Raw genomic sequence first — 21,940 nt, forward strand, 5'->3', positions numbered from 1 at the left:
CCTGGCCGCCGGGGTCGTCTTGCTGCTCCTGTACGCGGTCCTGCGGTCCTGGCACCCTCGTCGTGCCACTCGACGGTCCGGGGCGCGTGCGGTTCCAGTTCCAGAAGCAGCGGCCCTGGCGACGGTTCCCGAAACCTGGTTGTGCCAGCCGTCGCGGCGCGCGACCGCTAACCTGGTGGGAACGGTGCTGACGCGATGAGGAGAACGAGTGAGCCGGGCGGAAGTTCGCGGGACGAAGCGGCAGTCCTCGCCGTCCGCGCGTCCCAACCGCCGCGCCGAGCTGCTCGCGGCCGCGGCCCGGCTGTTCCGCGAACGCGGCTACGGTGGGGTCTCCGTGGCGGACATCGCCGAGCGGGTCGGCATCACTGCCGGTGCGGTGTACAAGCACTTCCCCGACAAGCGCGCGCTGCTCGCCGAACCCATCCGCGAAATGGTGCTCACCTGGCGCAACCGCGAGGTGCTCGCGCTGGCGCAGGGCGGCGACACCGAAGAGGTGCTGCGGCGGCTGGCGACGTCGGTGGTCGGCGTCGTGCTGGAGCGCCCCGACGTGGTGCGCCTGTGGCACCAGGAGGCCCACTACCTCACGAGCGAGGTCCGTGAAGAGCTGGTGGCCGTGCGTGTCGAGGGTGTCGGCCTGTGGCTGCGCGTGCTGGTCGACGCGCGGCCGGAACTGACCACGAGCCAGGCGGAGTTCCGGATCCGCGCCGCGCTGGGCCTGCTCAACAGCGTGCCCGCGCTGCCGCGACGCCGGCTCTCGGCCCACGCGGCGACGCTGGAAACCGTGCTGCTGGCCACCTTGCTCGCGCCGGAACCGCCGAAGAGCCTGCCGGAAATCCGCGTGGTCGACCGGGAATCACCGGCCGCGGCGGAGAACACGCGCAGCCGCGCCATCCTCGACGAAGCGGCGAAGCTGTTCCGCGAGCGCGGCTACCACGCCGTGGGCATCGACGACATCGCGGCGGGCGTGGGCATCGCGGGTCCGTCGATCTACAGCCACTTCCCCAGCAAAGCGGCCGTGCTCACCGCTGTGGTCGAGGAGATCGCCGACGAGCTGTGCTGGGGCGGCGCGCTGGCGATGGCCTCGGACGGGACCCCGCACGAGGTGCTCGAACGGCTGGTGACCACACATGTCCGCACGGCGATCGCGAAGAGCGACCTGATCGCCGTGTGGATGACCGAAGAGCACCACGTGCCGGAAGACCTCGGCGAGGCCGTGCGCCGCGACCGCAAGCGCTACCTCGACTACTGGGTGGGCGCGGTGCTCGCGGTGAACCCCGGCGTGGAGGAAGCGGTGGCGGAGACCGCGAGCCTCGCGGTGATGGAGCTGATCGACGCCGTGGCCCGCTCGCGGCGGTTCGCGGCGGTACCGGAGCGTCCCGAGTGGACGGTCGGGCTCGCGCTGTCGGCGCTGACGAGCGTGGCGGTCTGAAGCGTCCCCTGTTTGTGCGGACACAGTGGACGGACACCGATGGCGGGGTGGACCTTCCCCCTCCTCCTTCAGGTCCTCCCCCGCCACCGGTGTTCTCGCAGCCGGTCGCCCTTCGGCTTTCCGGTGGCCGCGCCCGTCCGGTTCCGCGGCCACAGGTCTTGTGCGCGCGGCTCAGTCGCTCGCGCGCTCGGTGCCCTTCCAGCGGTCGGAGCCCTTGCGGGCGAACGACCACAGCTGCGCGCTCTGCTCCAGCGGCACGGCCGCCTGCCAGCTCAACGCCGGCGGGCCGACCTCCGCCCGCAGGCTGCGGATCGCCGCCCGCGTGAGGGCCGGGTCGGTGCCGCCGCGAGCGGCGAGCGCGAGGGCGCGGGGCTCGACCTCCTCGTCGGGCTGCGCTTCGTAGGCGAGTCCGAGCTCCACGGCGCGGCGGCCGTTCACCGACTCGCCCAGCACACCGAGCACCGTTGCGGCCTCCGGCGTGACGACGCGCGTCAGCAACGTGTAGTGCCCACCGCCGGGGTGCACGCCCAGGCGAGTGAAGCCGGACGCGAGCACGGCGTCCTCGGCCACCACGCGCACGTCGGCGGCCAGCGCGAGGTTCATCCCGGCACCCACCGCGCCGCCGCGCACGGCGGCGACCGTCGGCACCTTCAGCGCACCGAAGCGGAGGAACGCGTCGTAGATCCGTTGCGTGGCCCGGATTCCCTCGTCCGACGCGGGGGCGGCCGAGATCGCCGCCAGCTCGTCGCGGTCGCCACCCGAGCAGAAGTACCCGCCGGCGCCCTGGATCACGGCCGAGCCGACCGAGAGGTCGGCGTCGATGCGTTCGCACGCGTCGATCAGCGCGCCGGCCAGCGCGCCGTCGATGGCGTTGCGCTTGCGCGGCGCGTTGAGGGTGAGCACGGCGACGCCGTCGGTCACCTCGTACAGCACGGGTTCGGTCATGAGCGGGCTCCGCGGAGATCGACGTCGTCGGATTCGTGCGTGCGCAGCAGGGCCGAGCGGACCTTCTGCGTCGCCGTCTTGGGCAGTGCGGGACGCACCGAGATGTAGCGTGGCCAGGCGAACTTCGGCAGCTTCCCGTCGAGGAACGCGGGCAGCGCGAGCGGGTCGAACTCGCCGCGCGGCACCACGACGGCGCGGACCTCCTGGCCCACGACCTCGTCGGGCACACCGACCACGGCCACCTCGTCCACCGCCGGGTGCTCGGCGATCGCCGCCTCGACGTCGGCCGGCCGCACGTTCTCGCCGGCGCGGCGGATCATGTCGTCGGCCCGGCCGTGGAAAACCAGGTAACCCTCGTCGTCTACCGCGCCCATGTCCCCGGTGTGGAACCACAGGTTGCGGACCTTCTGCAGTGTCAGCTCGGCCTTGCCGTGGTAGCCGTCGAAGAGCACGGAGGCCGCACGCGGGCGCACGCAGATCTGCCCGGGCTCGCCGGGTGCCACGGGCACGTCGTTCGCGTCGAGGATCGCCAGGTCCATGTCGGGCCGGACGGTACCGCAGGTCCCGCGGCGACGCTGCCCGGAGCGGTTGGCCGTGACCCAGCCGCCGGTCTCGGTCATGCCGTAGAGCTCGTGGACCTCGACGCCCACGTGGTCCTCGATCGTGGTCCACAGCCCGACGGGCGCGCCGCCGCCGGTGCAGAAGCGCAGCTTGTGCGGCGGGATGTGCTCGGGCAGCTTGCGCACGAGCATCGCCAGCATCGTGCCGACGTAGGTGAATCCCGTGGCCTCGTACCGGATCGCCTGCTCCAGGAACTTCGCCGGCTCGAACTTCTCCAGCAGCGCCAACGAGCAGCCGGTCGCGATCGCGGTCATCACCGCGTACACCTGCGGGTTGGTGTGGAACAGCGGCAGCGCCACCATGATCCGGTCGTCGGCGCGGATCCCGATCGCGTCGGCCAGTTCCCGGCCGCCGGCGAGGAACGCGCCGTCGGACAGCACCGCGCCCTTGGGCGGGCCGGTGGTGCCCGAGGTGTAGAGCAGGCTGCTCTCGGCGTCGAGCTCCGCCTCGTGCATCGGGTGCGGCGCGAGGCCGGCCACGGCGTGCTCCAGCTCGCCGGCCGTGGCGAAGCCCAGCGTGTGCCCGGGGTCGAAGCCCGCGTCGGCGACCAGGCGCGCGATGCTCGCCGTGTCGCCGACGGCGAACTCGATGCCCGCGTCGGCCACAACCTGGCGGATGTGCGCGCCGGTCGCCTGGTTGTGCAGCGGCACGCAGGTGGCGCCGAGCCAGCGCAGCGCGAACCACAGGTAGGGGAACGTCGGCGTGTTGCCGCAGGCGAGCAGCACGCGGTCACCGGCACGCACACCGTTGCTCTGCAGCAGCGTCGCGGTGCGGGTGACCACGTCGAGCAGCCCGGCCCAGCTGATCACCTTGTCGTCCTGCAGCAGGAACGGCGCGTCACCGCTGGTCTCGCACCGCTGCTTCAGTGTTGCCGCGAACATCTACCGATCCTCCACCCTGACGGCCTTGACCAGGCTCTTCGCGACGGTGTTCTTGAGCACCTCGGCCGACCCCCCGGCCACCTCGTAGGCCTTCGCGTCGCGCAGGTACCGGCCGAACGGCTGGGTCTCGCGCGTGCCGTGGGCGCCGCACACCTGCACCGCCGTGGAGGCGACCTTCGTGGCGAGCGAGGCCGCCAGCAGCTTCGCCGACGAGGACGAGCGCGCGATGTCGCGGCCCGCGTCGAGGTCGCGCGCGGCTTCGTAGGTGAGCAGCCGAGTCGCGTCGATCTGTGCGGCCAGCTCCGCGAAGTACCACTGGATCCCTTGGAAATCCAGGACCTTCGTGCCGAACGCGGAACGCGTGTCCACGTACTTCAGCGCGCCTTCGAACGCCGCGCGCGCGATGCCGAGGCTGATGCCGGCGGCGAGCGTGCGCGAGTTGGCGAGGGTGACCATCACCTGCTTGAGGCCGCGGCCCTCGGTGCCGATGAGGTGGTCGGCGGGCACCTCGACGTCTTCCAGCACCAGGTTGACGTGCGGGCCGTTGCGCAGCCCGAACGTCTCGGCCTCGTGACCCTGGTAGCTGGACACGCCCGGCGTGTCCTTGGTGACCGCGAACGTCGAGACACCGACGTCGGTCTCGGCGAGCACCACGAACAGCTCCGCGGCCGCGCCGGAGGTGATGAAGGCCTTCTCGCCGTTGAGCACCCAGCCCTTGTCGGTGCGGTGGGCCTTGGTGTCGAGCGTGCGGATGTCGCTGCCGTGCCCGTCCTCGGTCAGCGCGAACGACGCGGGCAGGCCGCCGGCGTAGCGCGGCAGGTAGCGCTCCTTGAGCGACTCCTCGCCGTAGAGCTCGATGCAGCGCTGGCTCTGGAAGATCGTGATGAGCGAGATGCCTAGGATCGCGCTGGCGACCGAGAGCTCCTCCAGCACGGCGAGCAGTTCCGTCATCGGGCGGCCCTCGCCGCCGTAACGCGGGTCGAGCGTCATCGAGTTCCAGCCGCGGTCGGCGGTGAGCCGCACGAGGTTGAGCGGGTAGCGGTCGTCGCGGTCCAGCGCGTCCGCGACCGGAGCCACGTGCTCGCGCGTGAACTCGCGGGCCTCGAGCGCGAGGCGCTCGTCGACGTGGTCCCTCCAGAGGTGCTGCAAGTCGGTCCCCTTCCTCATTCCGCCGCGGTGATGGCCCGGCCGGAGCGGTCGGCCAGGAACAACGCGGTGATCATCATCAGTGCCACGGCGAACAGGCCGGTCGAGATGCCGCCGCCGAGGCCGTAGCGGGCGGCGAGCAGGCCGACGATCCCGGGCCCGAAGCTCGCGATGCCGCGGCCCACCGAGTAGCAGAAGCTCGAGCCCGTGGCCCGGATCGGCGTGGCGAACAGCTCGCCGAACCACGTGCCGAACACGGCGAAGTAGCCGAGCCCGAACGAGATCACGAAGTACATCGCGATCACCGACCCGGTCGCGGCGCCGGTGGCGATCAGCACGGCGAAGGCGATGAACGCGACCAGCTGCACCGAGGCGAAGGCGAGCAGCGCCTTGCGCCGGCCCCACCGGTCACCGAGCGCGCCGGCCGCGATGTAGGAGACGAGCGAGATGGCGGCGCTGACGTAGAGCACCGTCTGCGTCGGTCCCGCGCCCAGGTGCAGGCCGGTCTTGAGGAAGGTCGGCATCCAGGACGAGTAGACGTAGTAGGAGTACTGCGCACCGAACACCACGACGGTGCCGAGCACGACCATCTTCAGCGCGTTCTTCTTGAACAGCAGCGCGAGTCCGGCGGTCGCGGGCTCGCGGGACGCGACGGTGCCGGCCTTCCGGCCTTCGGCTTTGGCCCGCTGCAGCTCGAGCCACTGCTTCGATTCCGGACAGGCGAGCCGGATCGCGACCGCGGCCAGCGCGGGCAGCGCGCCGATGGCGAAGGCCCAGCGCCAGTTCGGCACGGCGCCGGCGACGAAGATGCCGATCGCGTAGGCGGGCCAGATCGCGGCCTGCACCATGCCGCCGGCGAGGCCGCGGCGCTTGGGCGACCACGCTTCGTTGAGCAGCGCGAACCCGATGGCCCACTCGCCGCCGATCCCGATCCCGGCGATCATCCGGCACACCACGAACAGCCCGAAGTTCGGCGCGAGCGCGCCCAGCCCCGTGCCGATCGCGAAGATCCAGATCGTCCAGGTGAGCACCCTGCGGCGCCCGAACCGGTCGGCCAGCGGGCCGAACAGGATGCCGCCGATCGCCGTGGCGGCGAGCTGCGCCGTGAACACCGCGCCCACCGCGGCCGTGGAGACGCCGAACGTCTTCCCGACGTCGCCGGCCACGAGCGACAGGATCACGAGGTCGAAGTACTCCATCCCCCAGCCGCTGACCGCGGCCGCGATGATCAGACCACGCTCTCTTCGGGTGTAGGCGGACCCGGCCACGCCGGCCGGGGCGTTGGTCGCCACTTCGGACATGGGCCACCTGCTTCTTTGCGGGAGGTGAATACTGGTTAGGCGGACGGTAACTCGTCGTTAGCCAGAGTTCAAGGGGGTTCGCGGTCACGGTCCGGCGGCGCAGCGGCCGGTCACCGCCCCGGCACGGACCGCACTCGCGCCCGCCGGGCGGGTTTTCCGGGCAAGCCCGAGCGGGGCGGCCCCGGTAGCGTGAGCCCGATGGCGGAACGGATCCGGGTGGTCGTCGGCGAGGACCAGGCCCTGGTGCGAGAGGGGATCGTGCGCGTCCTCGAACGCGCCGGCTTCTCCGTCGCCGGCGTGGCCTCGGACGCGCCCGACGTGCTGCGCCAGGTCCGCGCCCACCGGCCCGACGTGCTGATCACCGACATCCGCATGCCCCCGGACCTGACCGACGACGGCTTGCGCGCGGCGCTGGAGATCCGCTCCTCCGACCCGGACGTCGGAGTGATCGTGCTGTCGCAGTTCCTGGAGGACCGCTACGCCTTCGAGCTCGTCGGCGACCGCGCGGAAGGCGTCGGATACCTGCTCAAGGAAAAGGTCGCCGACCCGGCGGTCCTCATCGACGCCGTGCGGCGCGTGGCCGCGGGCGACACGGCCCTCGACCCGGACGTGATCGCCCGCCTCGTCGGGCGCAAGCGCGTCGGCAGCCCGCTCGACGACCTGACCCCCCGCGAGCGCGACGTCCTCGCGCTCATGGCCCAGGGCCACTCCAACGTCGGCATCGCGGAGAAGCTCGTGGTCACCGTGCCCGCCGTGGAACGCCACGTGACGGGGATCTTCAGCAAACTCGGCCTGCACCAGTCAGCAAGCAGCCGGCACCGGCGGGTGCTGGCTGTGCTGCGGTATCTGCGGAGCTGACGGCCGCCGGCCGGGGGCCGGAATTGTCGGTGAGGCGTGCCATGCTGCGCCCGGACAGTGGGTGGCGGGGAGGGGCGGGCGTGGCTTCCGACGAGGTGTGGCGGCTGGTTCGCGGCGACGAACTCGTCGGGGAGATCGTGGTCGAGGGCGTTGGTATGCCCTGGTTCCTCGGTCGGTTCGTGCCGCGGCCCGCCTTCGCCGAAGTCAAGCCGCTGTTCGACGAAGAACTGGAGCTGATCGAGTCCGGTTTGGACGATCACCTGGACGCCTGGGAACGGATCTACGATCGCATCACGGGAACACTGAGCCTGCTGTCGCCGCGTGGCCCGGTGGCCGAGTTCCTCCTCCACGTCGAGGACGGCAAAGCGTGGTTTCGCTGGAGCGACGAACCGTTCGACGATCATGGCTGACCGCGCGCCGAGGGGTCAGGCGGCCGAGAAGCCGAACAACGCCGGCAGGTCGGCCGTCGCCAGGTGGTCCTTGGCGACGAAGGCGACGATCCCGAGCGCGGTCAGGTCGGCGGTGGCGAAGTCGGCCGGCTCGGTCGAGGTGACGAGGATCCGGGGCGCCGGGGCGGGGCTCGCGGCGAGCGCGCGGGCGGCCGAGAGGCCGTCGGTGTCGGGGAGGTGGAGGTCGAGGAGCACGCAGTCGGGGTGATGGGCGCGCACGGCTTCCAGGGCTTGCCCCGCGTCGGCCGCCTCGGCGACGACCTCGAAGCCCCGGGCGGCGAGCAGGCGCCGCGCGGCACGCCGGAAACCGGGGTCGTCGTCGACGATCAGGGCGGTGGGCGGCATCGCTCAAGGGTCCCTTTCCGCTTTCGGCCCCGCCATGGGGGTGTCCCCACAGTTCACGCACTCAGAGGGGAAACTCGGCGCGCAGCGCGGTTCCGCCGCCGGGTGGGGAGGACAGGGTGAGCCGGCCGTCGAGCGCGTCGACGCGATCGGCCAGGCCGGCTAGGCCGGAACCGGATCCGCCCGCGACGGCGCCGCCGACGCCGTCGTCGCACACCTCGACGGTGAGCACGGGCCCGGTCGCCGCCACGGTCACCGTGACCTGCGACGCGCGCGAGTGCTTGACCGCGTTCGTGAGGGCTTCGGCGGCGACGAAGTAGGCGCACGCCTCGACCCCTTCGGCCAGCTCGACCTCGACCGACCCGGTCACCACCACCGGCAGGGCCGCGCGCGAGGCGAGGGCCTCGACAGCGAAGCGAAGCCCGCGCGCGGACAGGATGGCCGGGTGGATCCCGGCGGCGAGCTCCCGCAGCTCCGTGATGGCCGCGCGCGTGTGCTCGACGGCTTCGTCGAGCAGCCCGGGAACACGATCCGGCGCGGCGGCGAACTCCTCACGGGCGAGCTGCAAGTCGATGAGCAGCGCGACGAGCCGTTGCTGGGCGCCGTCGTGCAGGTCGCGGGCCAGCTGCCGGCGGGCCGCCGTCGCGCTCTCGACGATGCGCCGGCCGGTGGCGCGCGACTCGGCCGCCCGGATCCGCGCGGCGTCACGCTCGCGCACGGCCTGCTCGGCCGCCCGGCGCCGCGTGGTCTCCTCGAAGGCGAGCACCGCGCCGCGGCCGCCGGGCAGGTCCAGCGGGGCCGACCACCACTCGATCGGGAACATCGAGCCGTCCCGCCGGAAGAACCAGTCTTCGTCGCTGTGCACGGTTTCCCCGGCCTGGCGCGACCGCAGCATCGGGCACTCCGACGCCGGGAACGGCGAACCGTCGGGATGGTGGTGGTGCACCGTCTCGTGGCTCTGGCGCCCGCGCAGTTCGGCCAGGTCGCCGTAACCGAGCGCCGCCACGGCCGCGGGGTTCGCGAAGACGATCGCCCCGCCGTGGTCGATCACCCAAACCGGATGCGGGACCGTGTGCAGGATCAGCTCGAGCATTTCACGGGGAGATTCCACGGCGCCCTCCCGACGGTGTCGGAGGCCTTCACCGTACCCACGCCCGCGCCGGCGTGCGCGCCCTCGCCGAACCCGCGCCCCACAACCCACGAGCCGCGGTCCGGCCATGACGGGGGGATGGCCGGACCGCGGGTGCCGCCACGGTGCGGGGGGTGCGGCGGCACGCCCTGTCAGTGCAGGGCCTCCCACAGGACCGCGATCGCTTGCACAGTCGCGGCGTTCGTCGCGTGTGTGTCCTGGACCGGGTCGAGCATCATGAAGCCGTGCTGCAGCGAGCCACTCCTCGTCGACGGCGGCTTCACCACGTCGCCTGTCTCCAGGGCGTCGAGCACCCCGATGAGCAACGACCGGCTCGCCGTGGCCTCGGCCTGCGGCTGAGCCACCGATCCGAGGAGCGAGTCCGGCATGTCGTGGGTGGCCATCGTTCGCTCCTTCGTCGGTCCGGGGGGTGGGCTCGTACCGCCAGCCTTGCGCGCGAGGCGCCGCGGAGCCATCGAGCAGCCACCACGGATACTCAGGCGCCGGTGTGGGGTAAACCCACGCCGAGGCGACCCCGCCCGGAGGAATTCCGGCGGTCGCGGAATAGGCCCGCGGAGTGCGGGATTGCACGAGGCATGAAGGCTGTCACGTTCACCCGCCACGGCGGGCCGGAAGTGTTGTCGCTGTCGGAGCGGGACGTCCCGGAGCCGGGCGCCGGCGAGGTCCGGGTGCGGATCGTCGTGTCGGCGGTGAACCCCACGGACTGGAAGTCGCGCCGCGGCCCCGGAGAGCTCGCCGGTCCGGCCGTGCCCAACCAGGACGGCGCCGGCGTGGTCGACGCCGTCGGGCCGGGCGTCACGGAGTTCGCGGCCGGCGACCGCGTGTGGGTGCTGCTGGCCGCGGCCCACTCCCCCGCGTCCGGAACGGCGCAGGAGTACACCGTGCTGCCCGCCGAACGGCTCGTACGCCTGCCCGACACGGTCGGCTTCGACGAGGGCGCCGGGTTCGCCATCCCCGCGCTCACCGCGCACCGCGCCCTGACCGTCGCCGAGGACGGACCGACCCGGCTCGCGCCGGGCGCGCTCGCCGGCCGTACCGTCCTGGTCACGGGCGGGGCGGGCGCCGTCGGCAACGCCACCATCCAGCTCGCCCGCTGGGCCGGTGCGACCGTGCTCACCACCGTGAGCACCGAGGCCAAAGCCACCCTCGCCCGGGCGGCCGGTGCGGACCACGCGCTGCTCTACACCTCCGGCGACCTGGCGGCCGAGATCCGGGCGATCGCCCCCGACGGCGTGGACCTCGTGGTCGAGGTCGCCGCCGGCACGAACGCCGGGCTGCACGCCGACGTCTTGCGCACCCGCGGCACCGTCGCGGCCTACGGCGACGACCGCGGCACCGGCACCATCACCCTCGAGTTCGGCCGCAACCTGTGGCTGAACTCGCGTTACCAGTTCCTGGTCCTCTACACCGTCGGCCTGGACAAGCTACGCGCCGGCGCGCAGGACGTCACCGCGGCCCTCGTCGACGGCGCCCTTCGCCTGGGCGAGGAACGCGGCCTGCCGGTGCACCGCTTCCCGCTGGCCGACACCGCGAAAGCCCACGAAGCGTCGGAGAACGGCGCGACGGGCAAGATCCTCATCGACGTGACACCCGCCGGCTGAACACCCGCGCCGGTCACCGGAGCCCGGTGACCGGCGCGGTCACGAAGTCCGGATCCACCCCCGTGAGTTCCGCGCTCAGTTCCCACAGCCGACGGCCGGTCGCGGAGTCGGCGAGCGGCCCCTTCGGCATTTCGAGGCGCGGTTTTCCCCTCAGGCCGAAGAACCGCGGCCCCCACAGCTGTCCATTGCGGATAGACGGGTCGAGCGCCGCGTGCACGGACGGCCACGCGCCCGCGTCTTTTCCTTGCAGCACCAAGCCGGCCGGCACCGCGCGGAGCAGTTGCCCGGTCGTCCGCGAGTGAACCGGCGGCCGCGAAGGAGTCAGGTCGTCCAGCGCGCCGCCCGGGTGGACCACGACGCTGAGGGCACGGCTGCCCGCGGAGTCGAGGCGGCGGGCGAGCTCGAAGCCGAACAGCATCTGGGCCAGTTTGGCGCGCTCGTACGCCCGCTTCGGCTCGAAGGCGCGGGTGCTCTGCAGATCGTCGAGGTCGAGGTGCGCGGAGCGGGCCGTGAAGCTGCCGGTCGTCACCACGCGGCCGCGCGACAACCGAGGCCACAGCAGGGCCGTGAGGGCGAAGTGGCCGAGGTGGTTGGTGCCGAACGTCAGCTCGTGGCCGGCCGGGGTCTCGCGTCGCCGGGGCCCTTCGAGGAGCACCCCCGCGTTGAGGACGGCCACGTCGAGCCGCGGCACGTCCAGCGCGTCGGCCGAGGATTTCAGCGAGGCGAGGTCGGCGAGGTCGAGGCGCACCGCCGTGACCCGGGCGCCGGGCACCCGCGCCTGGATGGCTCCGATCGCGGAGGCGGCCTTCGCCGGGTCGCGGCTGCCGAGCACCACGGCGGCGCCGGCGGCGGCGAGCTGCTCGGCGACGAAGTAGCCGATGCCGGCGTTGCCGCCGGTCACCAGCGCGATCGTGGACTGGGTCGGCATGACGAGTCTCATTTCTGTAGTCCCTGTGATTTCAGAGTAACTACGTTTTTCAGCTATCGTCAGCCGCATGCCTGCCACCCCCGGCCGACGCGAACGCAAGAAGGCCCGCACCCGCCAGGCGCTTGACGAAGCCGCCCTGCGCCTGTTCCTGGCGCACGGCTACGACCACGTCACCGTGGCGCGGATCGCCGAGGAGGCCGACGTCTCCGTCGCCACGCTTTTCGCCCACGTGCCCGACGGCAAGGAAGCCCTGATCTTCGACGACGGCACCGAGCGCCGCGAAGGTCTCGTCGCGGCCGTGCGCGAGCGCGAAGCCGGCGAGCCCGTTCTCACCGCCCTGCGCCGGTTCTTCGCGAGCCGGGGGCCGTTCGCCGCCGAACTGCCGCCCGAGTACGAACGCAAGCGCGCCTTGATCGTCACCACGCCGGCCCTGCGCGGGTACGCGCGCAAGCTCTGGATCGCGAGCGAGGACGCGCTGACCGATGCGATCGCCGACGCGAGCGACCTGCCCGCGACCGACATGGCGGCCCGGGCCCTGGCCCGCTACGTGCTGGAGATCCCCGACCTCACCGGCACCGAGCCCGACCCGCTCGCCGCGCTGAACGTCGTGTTCGATCTCCTCGAGGCCGGCTGGCCCCAGCGGCCCGCCTGAGCACCCCCGAACGCGCGAGGCCACACTTTCGCAGGTACCGCGCCGGACGGCGCAGCCGGTATACCTGGTCCCACGCACCAATAGGTCTGGACCATCACGGTAGCCGACCGGGGTGTCGGCCCGGCCGCGCCCCGGCACCGTCCTTTGTGGAGGTACCATGCACCGGCTGGACGCGATCCGCGACCACGCGATCGGACTCTTCCGCATCGTCGTGGGGTTCCTCTTCGCCTGCCACGGCGTGAAAACCCTCTTCGGCCTCCTCGGCGCCCACGCCCCCGCGCAGGTCGGCTCGTGGCCCGGCTGGTGGGCGGCGCTCGTCCAGCTCGTGGCGGGCACGCTGGTGCTCCTCGGCATCGGCACCCGCGCGGCCGCGCTGATCGGCTCCGGATCGATGGCCTTCGCCTACTTCACCGTCCACGCACCGAACGACGTGCTGCCGATCCAGAACGGCGGTGAGCAGGCCGCGCTGTTCTGCTGGACGTTGCTGGTGCTCGCCTTCACCGGACCAGGCCGGTTCGCGCTCACGGGAGCACTCGCGGCTTTCCGTGCCCCTCAACAGGAAGACCCCCGCGCACCCGTACGGGGGTGAGATGCGCGGGGGTCGAGTAGCCCGGACCAACAGCGGGATCAGCCGACCGACGGGCCCATCCCGAGCGACTGCGGAGTGCTCGCGTCGGGAGAGGGCTGGTGCAGGCCTTCGTCGAGTGGCCCGAACTCGGTCATCAGCGCCGCGCTGCCGCCCCACGGCGTCTGCTCCTCGGCGATCAGCGAGTTCGTCGTCAGCAACAGGCCGGCGACGGAAGCGCCGTTCTGCAACGCCGAGCGGCACACCCGCAGCGGGTCGATGATGCCGAGTTCGACGAGGTCGCCGAAGCGCCCGACCAACGCGTCGAACCCTTCGTCATCACCGAGTTTCCGGGTCTGCTCCACGATCTCCTCGGCCCCGTACCCGGCGTTGCTGGCGATCAGCAACGCCGGTGCGCTCAGCGCGCGCCGCACGATGTCGGCGCCGATGGCGTAGTCGCCTTCGAGGTCGAGGCCGGTCAGCACCTTCTCCGCGTGCAGCAGGGTCGCGCCGCCGCCGGCGACCACGCCCTCCGCGATCGCGGCCCGGGTGGCCGAGAGCGCGTCCTCCACGCGGTGCTGCAGTTCTTTCAGCTCGGCCGGCGTCGCGGCGCCGACGCGGATCACCGCGACCTTGCCGGTCAGCGCGCCGATCCGCTCGGTCAGCACGTCGTCGTCGATGCCGAACTGCGCGCGTTCGCGCTCGGCCCGCAGCTGGTTCACCCGGAACTCGATGGAGTCGGCCGACCCCGCGCCCCCCACGATCTGGGTCGCGTTTTCGGTCACCCGCACCTGCTTCGCACGGCCGAGGTGCTCCAGTTTCATCGTCTCCAGCGAGAACCCCGAGTGCTTCGACAGCACGGCCCCGCCGACCACGGCCGCCAGGTCCTCCAGCTTGTGCAGCCGACGGTCGCCGAAGCCGGGCGCGCGGATCGCGACGGCCTGGAACGTGCGGTTCACGTGGTTGTGCACGAGCATCGACAGCGCCGTGCCCTCCACGTTCTCCGCGATCAGCACGAGCGGGCGCGGGTTGCGCATCACCTTGTCCAGCACCGGCATCAGCTGCTGCACGTTGCTGATCTTCTCGCTGCACATGAGGATGTACGGGTCGTCGAGCACCGCTTCCAGGCGCCCGGGATCCGTGACGAGGTACGGCGAGAGGTAACCGTTGTCGAACTCGAAGCCCTCCACGAACTCCACCGACATGCCGATGCGCGGCGACTCCTCGATCGTGACGACGCCGCTCTCCCCCACCGTGTGCAGCGCCTTGGCGATCACCGAGCCGACGGCCCCGTCGTCGTTGGCGGAGATCGCCGCGACCCGCGCGTAGTCCTCTTCGGACTTCACCGGGTGCGCCATCGTCTCCAGGTGCTCGACGAGCCGGCCCACCGCCGCGTCGATGCCGCGCTTGACGAGCACGGGGTTGCCGCCGTGGGAGATCGCCCGCATGCCCTCGCTGATGATCGCCTGCGCGATCACGGTCGCGGTCGTGGTGCCGTCGCCCACCACGTCGTTGGTCTTGATCGCCGCTTCCTTCACCAGCTGCGCGCCCATGTTCTCGAACTGGTTGCGCAGGTGGACTTCACGCGCGATCGTCACGCCGTCGTTGGTGACCACGGGCGAACCGGTGATCTTCTCGATGATCACGTTGCGCCCCTTGGGGCCCAGTGTCGACTTCACGGCCTCCGCGAGTTTGTCCACCCCCGCCACCAGCAGGTCGCGGGCTTCCGAGCCGAAGCGAAGTTCCTTGGCCATGCTGCTCCTCCTGTGTGATGGGACTGGATGGGTCAGGGGACGAGAATCGCGCGGCCCCGGACGCGGCCGGCGTCGAGATCGGCCAGCGCGTCGAGTGCCGCGTCGAGCGGGTACTGCCTGGTGTGCAAGGTGACCTTGCCCGCCTGCGCGAGCACCATCAGCTCCACGAGGTCGTTGTAGGTGCCCACCAGGTTGCCCACGATGTTGCGTTCCGTCGAGATGATGTCGATGGTCGGGATGTCGATGTTGCTGCCGTAGCCGATCACGAAGTGCGAGCCGGCCCGGCGCGTCATGGCGAAGGCGTCCTGCTGCGCGCCCTGCTCGGCGACGAAGTCGAGCACCACCTCGGCGCCGTGGCCGCCGGTGAGGTCCAGGACCGCGTCGACGTGGGTGCCGTCGGCGACCACGGTGTGGTCGGCTCCGAGGTCTGCGGCCAGCTTCAGCGCGTCGACGTTGCGGTCCACGACCACCACGGTCGTCGCGGTCAGCGCCCGCAGCGACTGGATGCCGATGTGCCCGAGCCCGCCCGCGCCGTTGACGACGCACACCGTGCCCGGGGGCAGCAGCGGCACCGCCTTGCGCACGGCGTGGTAGGCGGTGATGCCGGCGTCGGCCAGCGCCGCGACGTCTTCGGGGCGGGTGTCCGCGTCGAGCTTGATGCACGCCCGGGCGGAGGTGAGCAGGTACTCGGCCATCCCGCCGTCGGTGTCGATACCGGGGAAGGCGTTGTTCTCGCAGTGCATGTCGTTGCCGGCGCGGCAGGCGTGGCACAGCCCACACGTCGGCGTCGGGTGGAGGATCACGGTGTCGCCGACGGCCACGTTGGTCACGGCGGAGCCGACCTCGTGCACCCAGCCCGCGTTCTCGTGCCCGATCGTGTAAGGCAGCGCGACGCCGGACTTCTCGGCCCACTGCCCCTCGACGATGTGCAGGTCCGTGCGGCACACGCCGGCCCCGCCGATCTTCACCACCACGTCGAGCGGCCCGGTGACCTTCGGCTCCGGCACTTCTTCGAGGACGGGCTGCTGGTGGTAAGCGTGCAACCGGACCGCCTTCATGGCGTCTCCTCCGTATCGGGGTTGTCGGTGGCCTCCGGGTAACGGGCGCGCAGCATCCCGCGGCACACCCCCGAGTTGGCGTCCTGGCTCACGCGCGTGAGCCGCGCGAGGCCGAGGTGCCGGTGCAGCTCGTCCGCCGTCACGGCCTCGCCGGTGCCCGGGTCGAGCACGAGCGGGTCCGCGTCACCGCCGGACAGGCCCAGCTCACGGCGGCGCTCCCGCAGCCGTTCCCGGTCCGGCGTCGGCGGTGCGTCGGCGAGCGTCAGGTCCGCCAGGCGTTCGCGGGCCACGCCGCCCGACACCATCGACCGGCACACGCGGTCGGTGCCGGCGAGCACGGCCTTGCGCAGGAAGTCGGCGCGCAGGCCGTCGAGCTCGTCGGCCGCTTCCTCGCCGAAGGACCCCACGAAACCGGCTCGCGCCGCCACCCCCTTGTTGATCACATCGGCGGCGAAGTGGTCCTTCAGCCGCACCACGGCGCGGCTGACCCCCGGCACCGCCGACACGGCGTCGTAAGAGTCGGCCACCATCAGGAACGCGAAGTTCGGCGCGCAGAAATACGTCGGCAGGCACAGCTCGACGACCGCCTCCCCACCCGGGTCCACTGTGGAGCTCGCCACGAAACCCAGGTCGGTCAACGGCCGGTCGAGCTCGGGATCGCGCACGGTCCCCAGCGCCGACCAGACCGCCGCGGTGATCGCGGCGGTCTGGTCGGTGCGCGCGCCGGCGGAACCGGGCGCCATCACGGCGACGGAACCCCTACTGCCTCGACGGTCTCGGGCGCCTTGAGGTCGAGCCCCTCGGGCACTTCGAGCCCGTACAGGCGGGCCGCGTTGAGGCCGAGGATCTTCTTCTTGGTCTCGACCGTGAGCTTCTGGTAGTCGGAGAACTCCTCGCCGTCGGGCATCTGCCAGTCGACGAAGCCCTCCACCTGCCACTTCGGTTCCCAGATGGCGTAGTCGGCACCGAAGAGCATCTTGTCCTCACCGACCCAGAACAGCAGCTCTCCCATCACCTTCGCGAAGAACCGCGGCCGTGCGTGCATGAGCCCGCCGATGACCACCGACAGGCCGGCGTAGACGTTGGGCTCCTGCGTGGCCATGAAGCAGAAGTCCTCGATCCGCGGCAGCCCCACGTGCTCGACGATGAAGTTGAGCTCCGGGAAGTTCGTGGCCGCGTAGTCCACGTCCCGCACGTCGAAGGCGTCCTTGTCCAGGGGCCAGATCGTCGGTCCCTTGTGGACGTGGATGTTCTTCACGCCCAGCTCCTGGCACTTCTCCAGGTAGCGCGACGCCTCCGGGTCCCGCAGGCTCCAGCCGCGGGAGTCACCGTGCCACTCCGCGGTGTAGAGCTTGGCGCCCTTGCAACCCCAGCGCTGCACGCGCTCCTCGAGCCCCTTCAGGCCCGGGTCCCCGTCACGCGGGTCCCAGTTCGTGTTGACGATGAACCGGCCCGGGTACTTCTCGGCGAGCGCGCCGTTCGCCTCGGTGGTGTTGAAGCCCTCCTTGTACCACTGCCGGAGGCTCGTGGGCTGGAAGATCGCGACGTCCACGTGCCCGGCGTCGAACAGGTCGTACATCATCGTTTCTTCGTCGTACTTCTGGAACTTCTCGATCGGCCAATGGGTGTCGGCCGGGCCGAGGCTCTGGTACGCGTGGAAGCACTCGATCCAGCCCTTCGCGTACTGTTCCTGACCCGGAACCCAGTTGGCAGGGCTGGCATCCCAGAAGTGGGTGTGCCCGTCGACCACGAAGTACTTCTCGCCGTCCTTTTCGTACACGGTGCTCCTTCCGGACTGAATCGCGTGCGTCCCCGCTCGCTGTTGTTACGACCGGGCTACGAGGTCGAAGTCGAGGTACTCGGCCGCGTCCTCGGGGTTGGCGAACATGATGGTGCGGTCGTCGAGGTGGACCATGCGCCCGTAGTGGGTCGACATGTTCTCCTCGAACTCCGCCGAGTTGAACCAGCCTTCCTCCTCGCCCGCCGCCTCGTCGATCTCGGAGTAGACGACGTCCATGCGACCGTCGGCGTCCACGCGGATCATCGAGGGCAGCGGCGTGATGGTCACGTTTTCCTTGCCACCCATGACCTCGGCCACGATCACGCCGACCTGGTTGTTCATCAGGGTGAACCCGCACCGGTTCGAGGCGGTGTTGTTGGACTTGTACGGGCTTTCCGCCGTCTTGAAGACAGTCACTGGCTCAGCTCCTTCGGTGCCTGCAGACCCAGGTCGGACAGGATGCCGCCGAAGCGGCTCTTGGCGCGGTCGAGGCTGTCTTCGAACCGCATGGGCTTGGCGTCGGGCTGCGACCACAGCGGCTGCAGTGTCCGCGCTGCCAAGATGCACTTCGGCACCCACGCCGACAGCCACTGCTGCAGGAGCTGCCGGTTGTGGTCGGCGAATTCCTTGTCGTTGACCAACAGATCGAACATCGCCTTCGTGTAGCGCAGGTCGCGCTCGGAGAAGTCGAACTCCTCGGCACCGATCAGGGTCGGCGTCACGAAGTCGCCGTTGGCGGGTGCCGCCTGCTGCACCAGCCGGCTGCGGAAGAGCTCACCGACCAAAGGCTCGAACACGATGTTCGCGGCGAAGATCGCCTCGCACCAGTCCCAGACCTCGGTGAGCGCCTCGGCCGTCTCGCGTACGCCCTGCCACGCCGGGTCCTCGTTCCACGTCTCCAGGTGCGCGGTGCCGTCGAACGCGTCGATCTCTTCGGTCAGCGTGAGGTTGTACAGCGCCAGGTCCTGCGCCGCGCGGATGCGGTGCATGCTGTTCACGGAGATGGCGTTGTTGTGCATGTTGGTGGGCGCGCGCCGGTTGGCGTTGGCGTACAGGTACAGGCCCAGGCCTTGGTCCACGTGCATCCACGCACCGATGTGGTGCGAGACGAAGGTGACCCAGTTGGGATTCCACTGCTCGAACGCCTTCGACTGGCGGGCCGCGTCGATGTTCTGGTTGAGCTGGCGGACCACGTTGGCGTTGTAGCGGTAGAGGGTGAGCTCCCACTCCTCGTTGGGGTCGCGGAACTCGTGCCAGCCGTGCGCCGGCCACGGGTAGCCGGCGCCGCCGGAACCGGGGCCGCGTTCGGGCTCGGGCCGGTCCGAACCCCACGCCTTGAGGGCGGTCCACTCGAGCGGGTAGCCGCCCTTGCCGTCGGAGAAGCCGTACAACCAGCCTTGGCTCAGGTAGTGCCGCGGGTCGGGCTGCACCTCGACGGTGACGTCCTCGTAGTGGCTCTGCTTGCGCTTCTTCGGGGTGAAGTAGTTGAAGTGCCGCTCCGTCGAATCCGGGAAGACCCGGGCGCCTGCTTCGGCATCGGTGAAGACCGGCTTGGGCACGCTGCGTTCTGACGTCGTTGTCATCGGTTTCTTTCCTTTGCGTCGGGCACTGGCCTCGCCTTTACCTCGGTGTCTCGGCCGGACTCACGTCTCGTCCGCATCGCCGGTTGTCGTGAACTTGTCGTAGAAGATCCGCTTGTCCTCCACCCCCAGGGCCGGGAGCAGCTCCAGGGCCGCCTCCACCATGGGCGGCGGCCCGCACACGTAGACGTCGGTGCGGCCGAGGTCGGTCTCGAGCCGCCGCACGACCTCGGTGATCAGGCCGGCCTCGCCGTCCCAGCCGTCGCCGTCGGCGGGCTCCGACAGGGCCGGCACGAACCGGAATCCGGGGATCTTGTCCTCCAGGGCACGCAGCTCGTCCACAAAACAGAGGTCCTGGCGACCGCGGGCGCCGTAGTAGTAGGTCGCCTTCCGCTCGATACCGCGCTCGGCCATCGACCGCAGCAGCGAGAGGATCGGCGCCATGCCGGCACCGCCTCCGAGGAACACCAAGTCCCGCTCGGGCGCGTCCCGCAGGGTGAAGACGCCGAACGGGCCGCTGATGTCGAGCCGGTCGCCGACTGAGACCGCGGTGTCCAGGAAGTGCGAGAACAACCCGTCCGGGTAGATCCTGATCACGAACTCCAGCAGGCCGGAGTCCCGGCTCGGGGTGTTCGCCATCGAGAACGACCGGGTGGCCTCGTGGCCCGGCACCGCGAAGTCGACGTACTGGCCGGGGAAGAACTTGAACGACTCGGTGTCCACGAGCCGGACCACGAGCCGCCGCAAGTCGTGCGTGACCTCTTCGAGAGAGACGACCTCCGCCACGGCCTCCTGGATCGGCAGTCCGGAGTGGATCATCTCCTCGTCGTAGTTGAGCAGCTCGATCGTCAGGTCCTCGTACGCGTGCGCCCGGCAAAGGAGCGTGAAGCCCTCCTCCTTTTCGAAGTCGGGCAGCGCGAACGTCGAGTACCGGTCGTGGTCGACATCGTCGCCGTCGAGGATGAACGACTTGCAGGAGGCGCACTGGCCCTCCTTGCAACCGTGCATGAGCATGATTCCCTGCTCGGCAGCGGCTCGCAGGATGTTCTGGTCCTCGTCGACCTCGATCTCGATCCCGACCGGCTCGAAGCGCACGTGGTGCTTGTTTCCCATCGCTCCCCTACCTGACGCTGTCCGAGCTCGCACGCACCTCAGCTCGCCACCGACGGCGACCGGGCCCACCGTTGCGCCCGGTCGCCGGCGGAGACCGGCAGTCCGATCAGGACGCTGCCCTGGCGGGCCTGCCCGCCGGACCCTGACGGTTGTAGTCGTCCTGGAACGCGGCCCGCTGCTCGGCGTTCATCTCGTTGAGCAGCACGTTCGGGCTCTGCAACGGCGGGCACCGGCGCAGGTGGTCCAGAGTCCACATCTTCTTCGGGTCGAGGTCGAGGTGCGGCTGCGCGACCAGGGTCTTGCCGTCGTCACGGACGTAACCCATGTCGGAGACCACGTCGGCCCAGTTCCAGCCGTGGTAGAGCGTCTCCCACTCCCGCTTGCCGATCAGCTGGCCCATGTTCGGCGTCTCGCGGCCCTGGTACGTCGGCCGGAAGGCTTCGACGTCGGTCCACCGGCAGGCTTCGTGGCAGTACGTACGCCACTGACCGTCCACTTCGGCCATGACCATGTCCTCACGCACGAGGCACGGGACCATGCAGGTCCAGCACCGGTGCGGGTAGACGTAGTCGACGTCCTCGAGCGCGATCGGGTTGTGCCCGTTCGGCACGGACAGGCGGCTGTAGTTCTCCCACCACTTGCCGTACTTGTCGTACCAGCCCGGGTACTTGTACTCGAACCACTCGAAGTCCTCGTCCGTCATCGGGTCGATGCGCCAGTAGTTGGCGAGCCACCCGGTGGCGAAGAACTGCGCGACTTCGTGCACGTAGCCCTTGTCCCAGATCTGCTTCCACGCTTCTTCGATCAAGTCGTGCGGAATGACCAGACCGTACTTCTCGAGCGGGACGAGATAGCTGCGGTAGTAGTCGTCGTAGATCCACCGGCGCCACATCTCCGCGTAGCTTTCCCGGTCCTTGCGGCGGTCCTTCGTGCCGTACTCGATGAAGGTGCCGATGGCCGCGTCGACCACCCGGTGGTTGTTCCACCACGCGTAACGCAGGTCGCGTTCGAGCAGCTGATGGTTGCTTTCATCGGAAAGTGCCATCAACAGTGTGGCGTAACCGTTGCTGATGTGGCGGGACTCGTCGGACTGCACCGAGTGGAACACCGTCGGCAGCAGATAGTCGCCATTGGCCGCGGCCTCGGCGGGCATGGCGACGAACAGCGTGTTGGTGAACGCCGTCTCGGCCACGATCGTGAGGTAGATGCTCGCCGCGGTGATGGCGTCACCGGTGATGAAACCCTCGGCGAACTGCCGGCCGATCGTGCCGCAGTAGTCGTTCTGGAAGTTGCGCAGGCTCGAGTTGAAGCCGGCCGGGTCGATGTAGTTGTTCATGTACAGGCGCTTCAGGTTCTGCTGGATCGTCGAGTGGCGTACCTCGTCGATCATCTGGATCGCCTGGCCGTTGTGCAGTTCCGGGTTCGGCACCGTGCGGAACAGCAGCGGCATGGCCCGCGCCGCGGAGATCTCCGGCAACGGGATGATGGACAGGAACAGCTTCTGCCACTCCAGCCACCGTTCCTGGACCTGCCGGAACATGTTGCCTCGGATGGCGCCGTCCTCGGCCCCGTATACGCGGTGGTCCTTTTCCTCCTGCATCGGGAAGTAGGAACGGAGCACCTGCTTGAGCGGGTCCTTCTTCTTGGCCTTCTGGAACGTGTAATCGGTTCCGTAGTGCGACACCGGCTGGTGGTACACCGGTTCCCACGACAGCTCCTGGATCTTCTGGTGGGCTTTCGCCACACTCTGGCGGCTCATGGTCTCTCCTTACCCGTCGCGCCACGAC

Annotated in this window: 22 protein-coding genes; 6 read left to right on the plus strand and 16 right to left on the minus strand. The window is 70.4% G+C overall.

Annotation, left to right across the window (positions count from 1 at the left end; all coding sequences use genetic code 11):
* The first annotated feature begins 208 nt into the window (after window positions 1-208).
* A complete protein-coding gene (locus QRX50_RS39815; protein WP_285968237.1) occupies window positions 209-1,429 on the plus strand; it encodes a TetR/AcrR family transcriptional regulator in 1,221 nt (406 codons plus the stop codon).
* Between the two features lie 171 nt (window positions 1,430-1,600).
* Here the strand turns inward: QRX50_RS39815 and QRX50_RS39820 are convergent, their stop codons facing one another.
* The 4 genes from QRX50_RS39820 to QRX50_RS39835 are packed head-to-tail and all read right to left on the minus strand — an operon-like array spanning window position 1,601 to window position 6,323.
* Entirely contained in the window at window positions 1,601-2,374 is a 774-nt protein-coding gene (locus tag QRX50_RS39820; protein WP_285968238.1) for an enoyl-CoA hydratase/isomerase family protein, read from the minus strand.
* Entirely contained in the window at window positions 2,371-3,876 is a 1,506-nt protein-coding gene (locus tag QRX50_RS39825) for a class I adenylate-forming enzyme family protein (protein ID WP_285968239.1), read from the minus strand. Before QRX50_RS39825 ends, QRX50_RS39820 begins: the two co-directional genes overlap by 4 nt.
* Entirely contained in the window at window positions 3,877-5,043 is a 1,167-nt protein-coding gene (locus QRX50_RS39830) for an acyl-CoA dehydrogenase family protein (RefSeq protein WP_285968240.1), read from the minus strand.
* Complete coding sequence (locus tag QRX50_RS39835; RefSeq protein ID WP_285968241.1) at window positions 5,040-6,323, minus strand: MFS transporter; 1,284 nt, start codon at window positions 6,321-6,323, stop codon at window positions 5,040-5,042. The genes QRX50_RS39830 and QRX50_RS39835 overlap by 4 nt, the downstream gene beginning before the upstream one ends.
* 210 nt (window positions 6,324-6,533) lie before the next feature.
* Between QRX50_RS39835 and QRX50_RS39840 the strand changes: the two genes are divergently transcribed.
* Together QRX50_RS39840 and QRX50_RS39845 are read left to right on the plus strand one after the other, a co-directional pair.
* Window positions 6,534-7,181 carry a response regulator transcription factor gene (locus QRX50_RS39840; protein WP_285974679.1) on the plus strand — a complete coding sequence of 216 codons (648 nt, stop codon included), beginning with the start codon at window positions 6,534-6,536 and terminating at the stop codon, window positions 7,179-7,181.
* 80 nt (window positions 7,182-7,261) lie between these two features.
* Window positions 7,262-7,591 (plus strand): hypothetical protein, encoded by a 330-nt coding sequence (locus tag QRX50_RS39845; RefSeq protein WP_285968242.1) that lies wholly within the window; start codon window positions 7,262-7,264, stop codon window positions 7,589-7,591.
* 15 nt (window positions 7,592-7,606) lie between these two features.
* Here QRX50_RS39845 and QRX50_RS39850 read toward each other — a convergent pair whose 3' ends face one another.
* The 3 genes from QRX50_RS39850 to QRX50_RS39860 all read right to left on the minus strand — a co-directional run bounded on the left by QRX50_RS39850 (window position 7,607) and on the right by QRX50_RS39860 (window position 9,505).
* A complete protein-coding gene (locus QRX50_RS39850) occupies window positions 7,607-7,975 on the minus strand; it encodes a response regulator (protein ID WP_285968243.1) in 369 nt (122 codons plus the stop codon).
* Between the two features lie 61 nt (window positions 7,976-8,036).
* Window positions 8,037-9,083: a sensor histidine kinase gene (locus tag QRX50_RS39855; protein ID WP_285968244.1), complete on the minus strand. Its 1,047-nt coding sequence runs from the start codon at window positions 9,081-9,083 to the stop codon at window positions 8,037-8,039.
* Window positions 9,084-9,253: 170 nt separating this feature from the next.
* The gene (locus QRX50_RS39860) at window positions 9,254-9,505 is read right to left on the minus strand and encodes a hypothetical protein (RefSeq protein WP_285968245.1); all 252 of its coding nucleotides are present in this window, start codon (window positions 9,503-9,505) and stop codon (window positions 9,254-9,256) included.
* Between the two features lie 192 nt (window positions 9,506-9,697).
* Here QRX50_RS39860 and QRX50_RS39865 point away from each other — a divergent pair, with 192 nt between their 5' ends.
* Window positions 9,698-10,723: an NADPH:quinone reductase gene (locus QRX50_RS39865; protein ID WP_285968246.1), complete on the plus strand. Its 1,026-nt coding sequence runs from the start codon at window positions 9,698-9,700 to the stop codon at window positions 10,721-10,723.
* A gap of 13 nt (window positions 10,724-10,736) precedes the next feature.
* Here QRX50_RS39865 and QRX50_RS39870 read toward each other — a convergent pair whose 3' ends face one another.
* Entirely contained in the window at window positions 10,737-11,651 is a 915-nt protein-coding gene (locus QRX50_RS39870; protein WP_285968247.1) for an SDR family NAD(P)-dependent oxidoreductase, read from the minus strand.
* Between the two features lie 67 nt (window positions 11,652-11,718).
* On the opposite strand from QRX50_RS39870, the gene QRX50_RS39875 reads away from it, so the two are divergent.
* Both QRX50_RS39875 and QRX50_RS39880 read left to right on the plus strand, forming a co-directional pair.
* Complete coding sequence (locus tag QRX50_RS39875) at window positions 11,719-12,303, plus strand: TetR/AcrR family transcriptional regulator (protein WP_285968248.1); 585 nt, start codon at window positions 11,719-11,721, stop codon at window positions 12,301-12,303.
* A 157-nt stretch (window positions 12,304-12,460) separates the two neighbouring features.
* Window positions 12,461-12,892, plus strand: coding sequence for a DoxX family protein (locus QRX50_RS39880; protein ID WP_285968249.1), 432 nt, complete (start codon window positions 12,461-12,463; stop codon window positions 12,890-12,892).
* Between the two features lie 38 nt (window positions 12,893-12,930).
* On the opposite strand, the gene groL is transcribed toward QRX50_RS39880, so the two are convergent.
* The 8 genes from groL to QRX50_RS39920 all read right to left on the minus strand — a co-directional run bounded on the left by groL (window position 12,931) and on the right by QRX50_RS39920 (window position 21,912).
* On the minus strand, window positions 12,931-14,622 hold the full coding sequence (gene groL, locus QRX50_RS39885; RefSeq protein WP_285968250.1) for a chaperonin GroEL: 1,692 nt from the start codon (window positions 14,620-14,622) through the stop codon (window positions 12,931-12,933).
* A gap of 32 nt (window positions 14,623-14,654) precedes the next feature.
* On the minus strand, window positions 14,655-15,680 hold the full coding sequence (locus tag QRX50_RS39890) for an NAD(P)-dependent alcohol dehydrogenase (RefSeq protein WP_285968251.1): 1,026 nt from the start codon (window positions 15,678-15,680) through the stop codon (window positions 14,655-14,657).
* Window positions 15,677-16,423, minus strand: a complete 747-nt coding sequence (locus QRX50_RS39895) for an iron-sulfur cluster assembly protein (protein ID WP_285968252.1) — start codon at window positions 16,421-16,423, stop codon at window positions 15,677-15,679. The genes QRX50_RS39890 and QRX50_RS39895 overlap by 4 nt, the downstream gene beginning before the upstream one ends.
* On the minus strand, window positions 16,423-17,460 hold the full coding sequence (locus QRX50_RS39900; protein WP_285968253.1) for an amidohydrolase family protein: 1,038 nt from the start codon (window positions 17,458-17,460) through the stop codon (window positions 16,423-16,425). Before QRX50_RS39900 ends, QRX50_RS39895 begins: the two co-directional genes overlap by 1 nt.
* A 45-nt stretch (window positions 17,461-17,505) precedes the next feature.
* The gene (gene mimD, locus QRX50_RS39905; protein WP_285968254.1) at window positions 17,506-17,877 is read right to left on the minus strand and encodes a propane 2-monooxygenase effector subunit MimD; all 372 of its coding nucleotides are present in this window, start codon (window positions 17,875-17,877) and stop codon (window positions 17,506-17,508) included.
* Window positions 17,874-19,043, minus strand: a complete 1,170-nt coding sequence (locus QRX50_RS39910) for a ferritin family protein (protein ID WP_285968255.1) — start codon at window positions 19,041-19,043, stop codon at window positions 17,874-17,876. The genes mimD and QRX50_RS39910 overlap by 4 nt, the downstream gene beginning before the upstream one ends.
* Window positions 19,044-19,103: 60 nt before the next feature.
* Entirely contained in the window at window positions 19,104-20,153 is a 1,050-nt protein-coding gene (locus QRX50_RS39915; RefSeq protein WP_285968256.1) for an NADH:ubiquinone reductase (Na(+)-transporting) subunit F, read from the minus strand.
* 106 nt (window positions 20,154-20,259) lie between these two features.
* Window positions 20,260-21,912, minus strand: a complete 1,653-nt coding sequence (locus tag QRX50_RS39920) for a ferritin family protein (RefSeq protein ID WP_285968257.1) — start codon at window positions 21,910-21,912, stop codon at window positions 20,260-20,262.
* Window positions 21,913-21,940: the final 28 nt, after the last annotated feature.

The sequence above is a fragment of the Amycolatopsis sp. 2-15 genome (assembly GCF_030285625.1).
Lineage (GTDB): Bacteria > Actinomycetota > Actinomycetes > Mycobacteriales > Pseudonocardiaceae > Amycolatopsis > Amycolatopsis carbonis.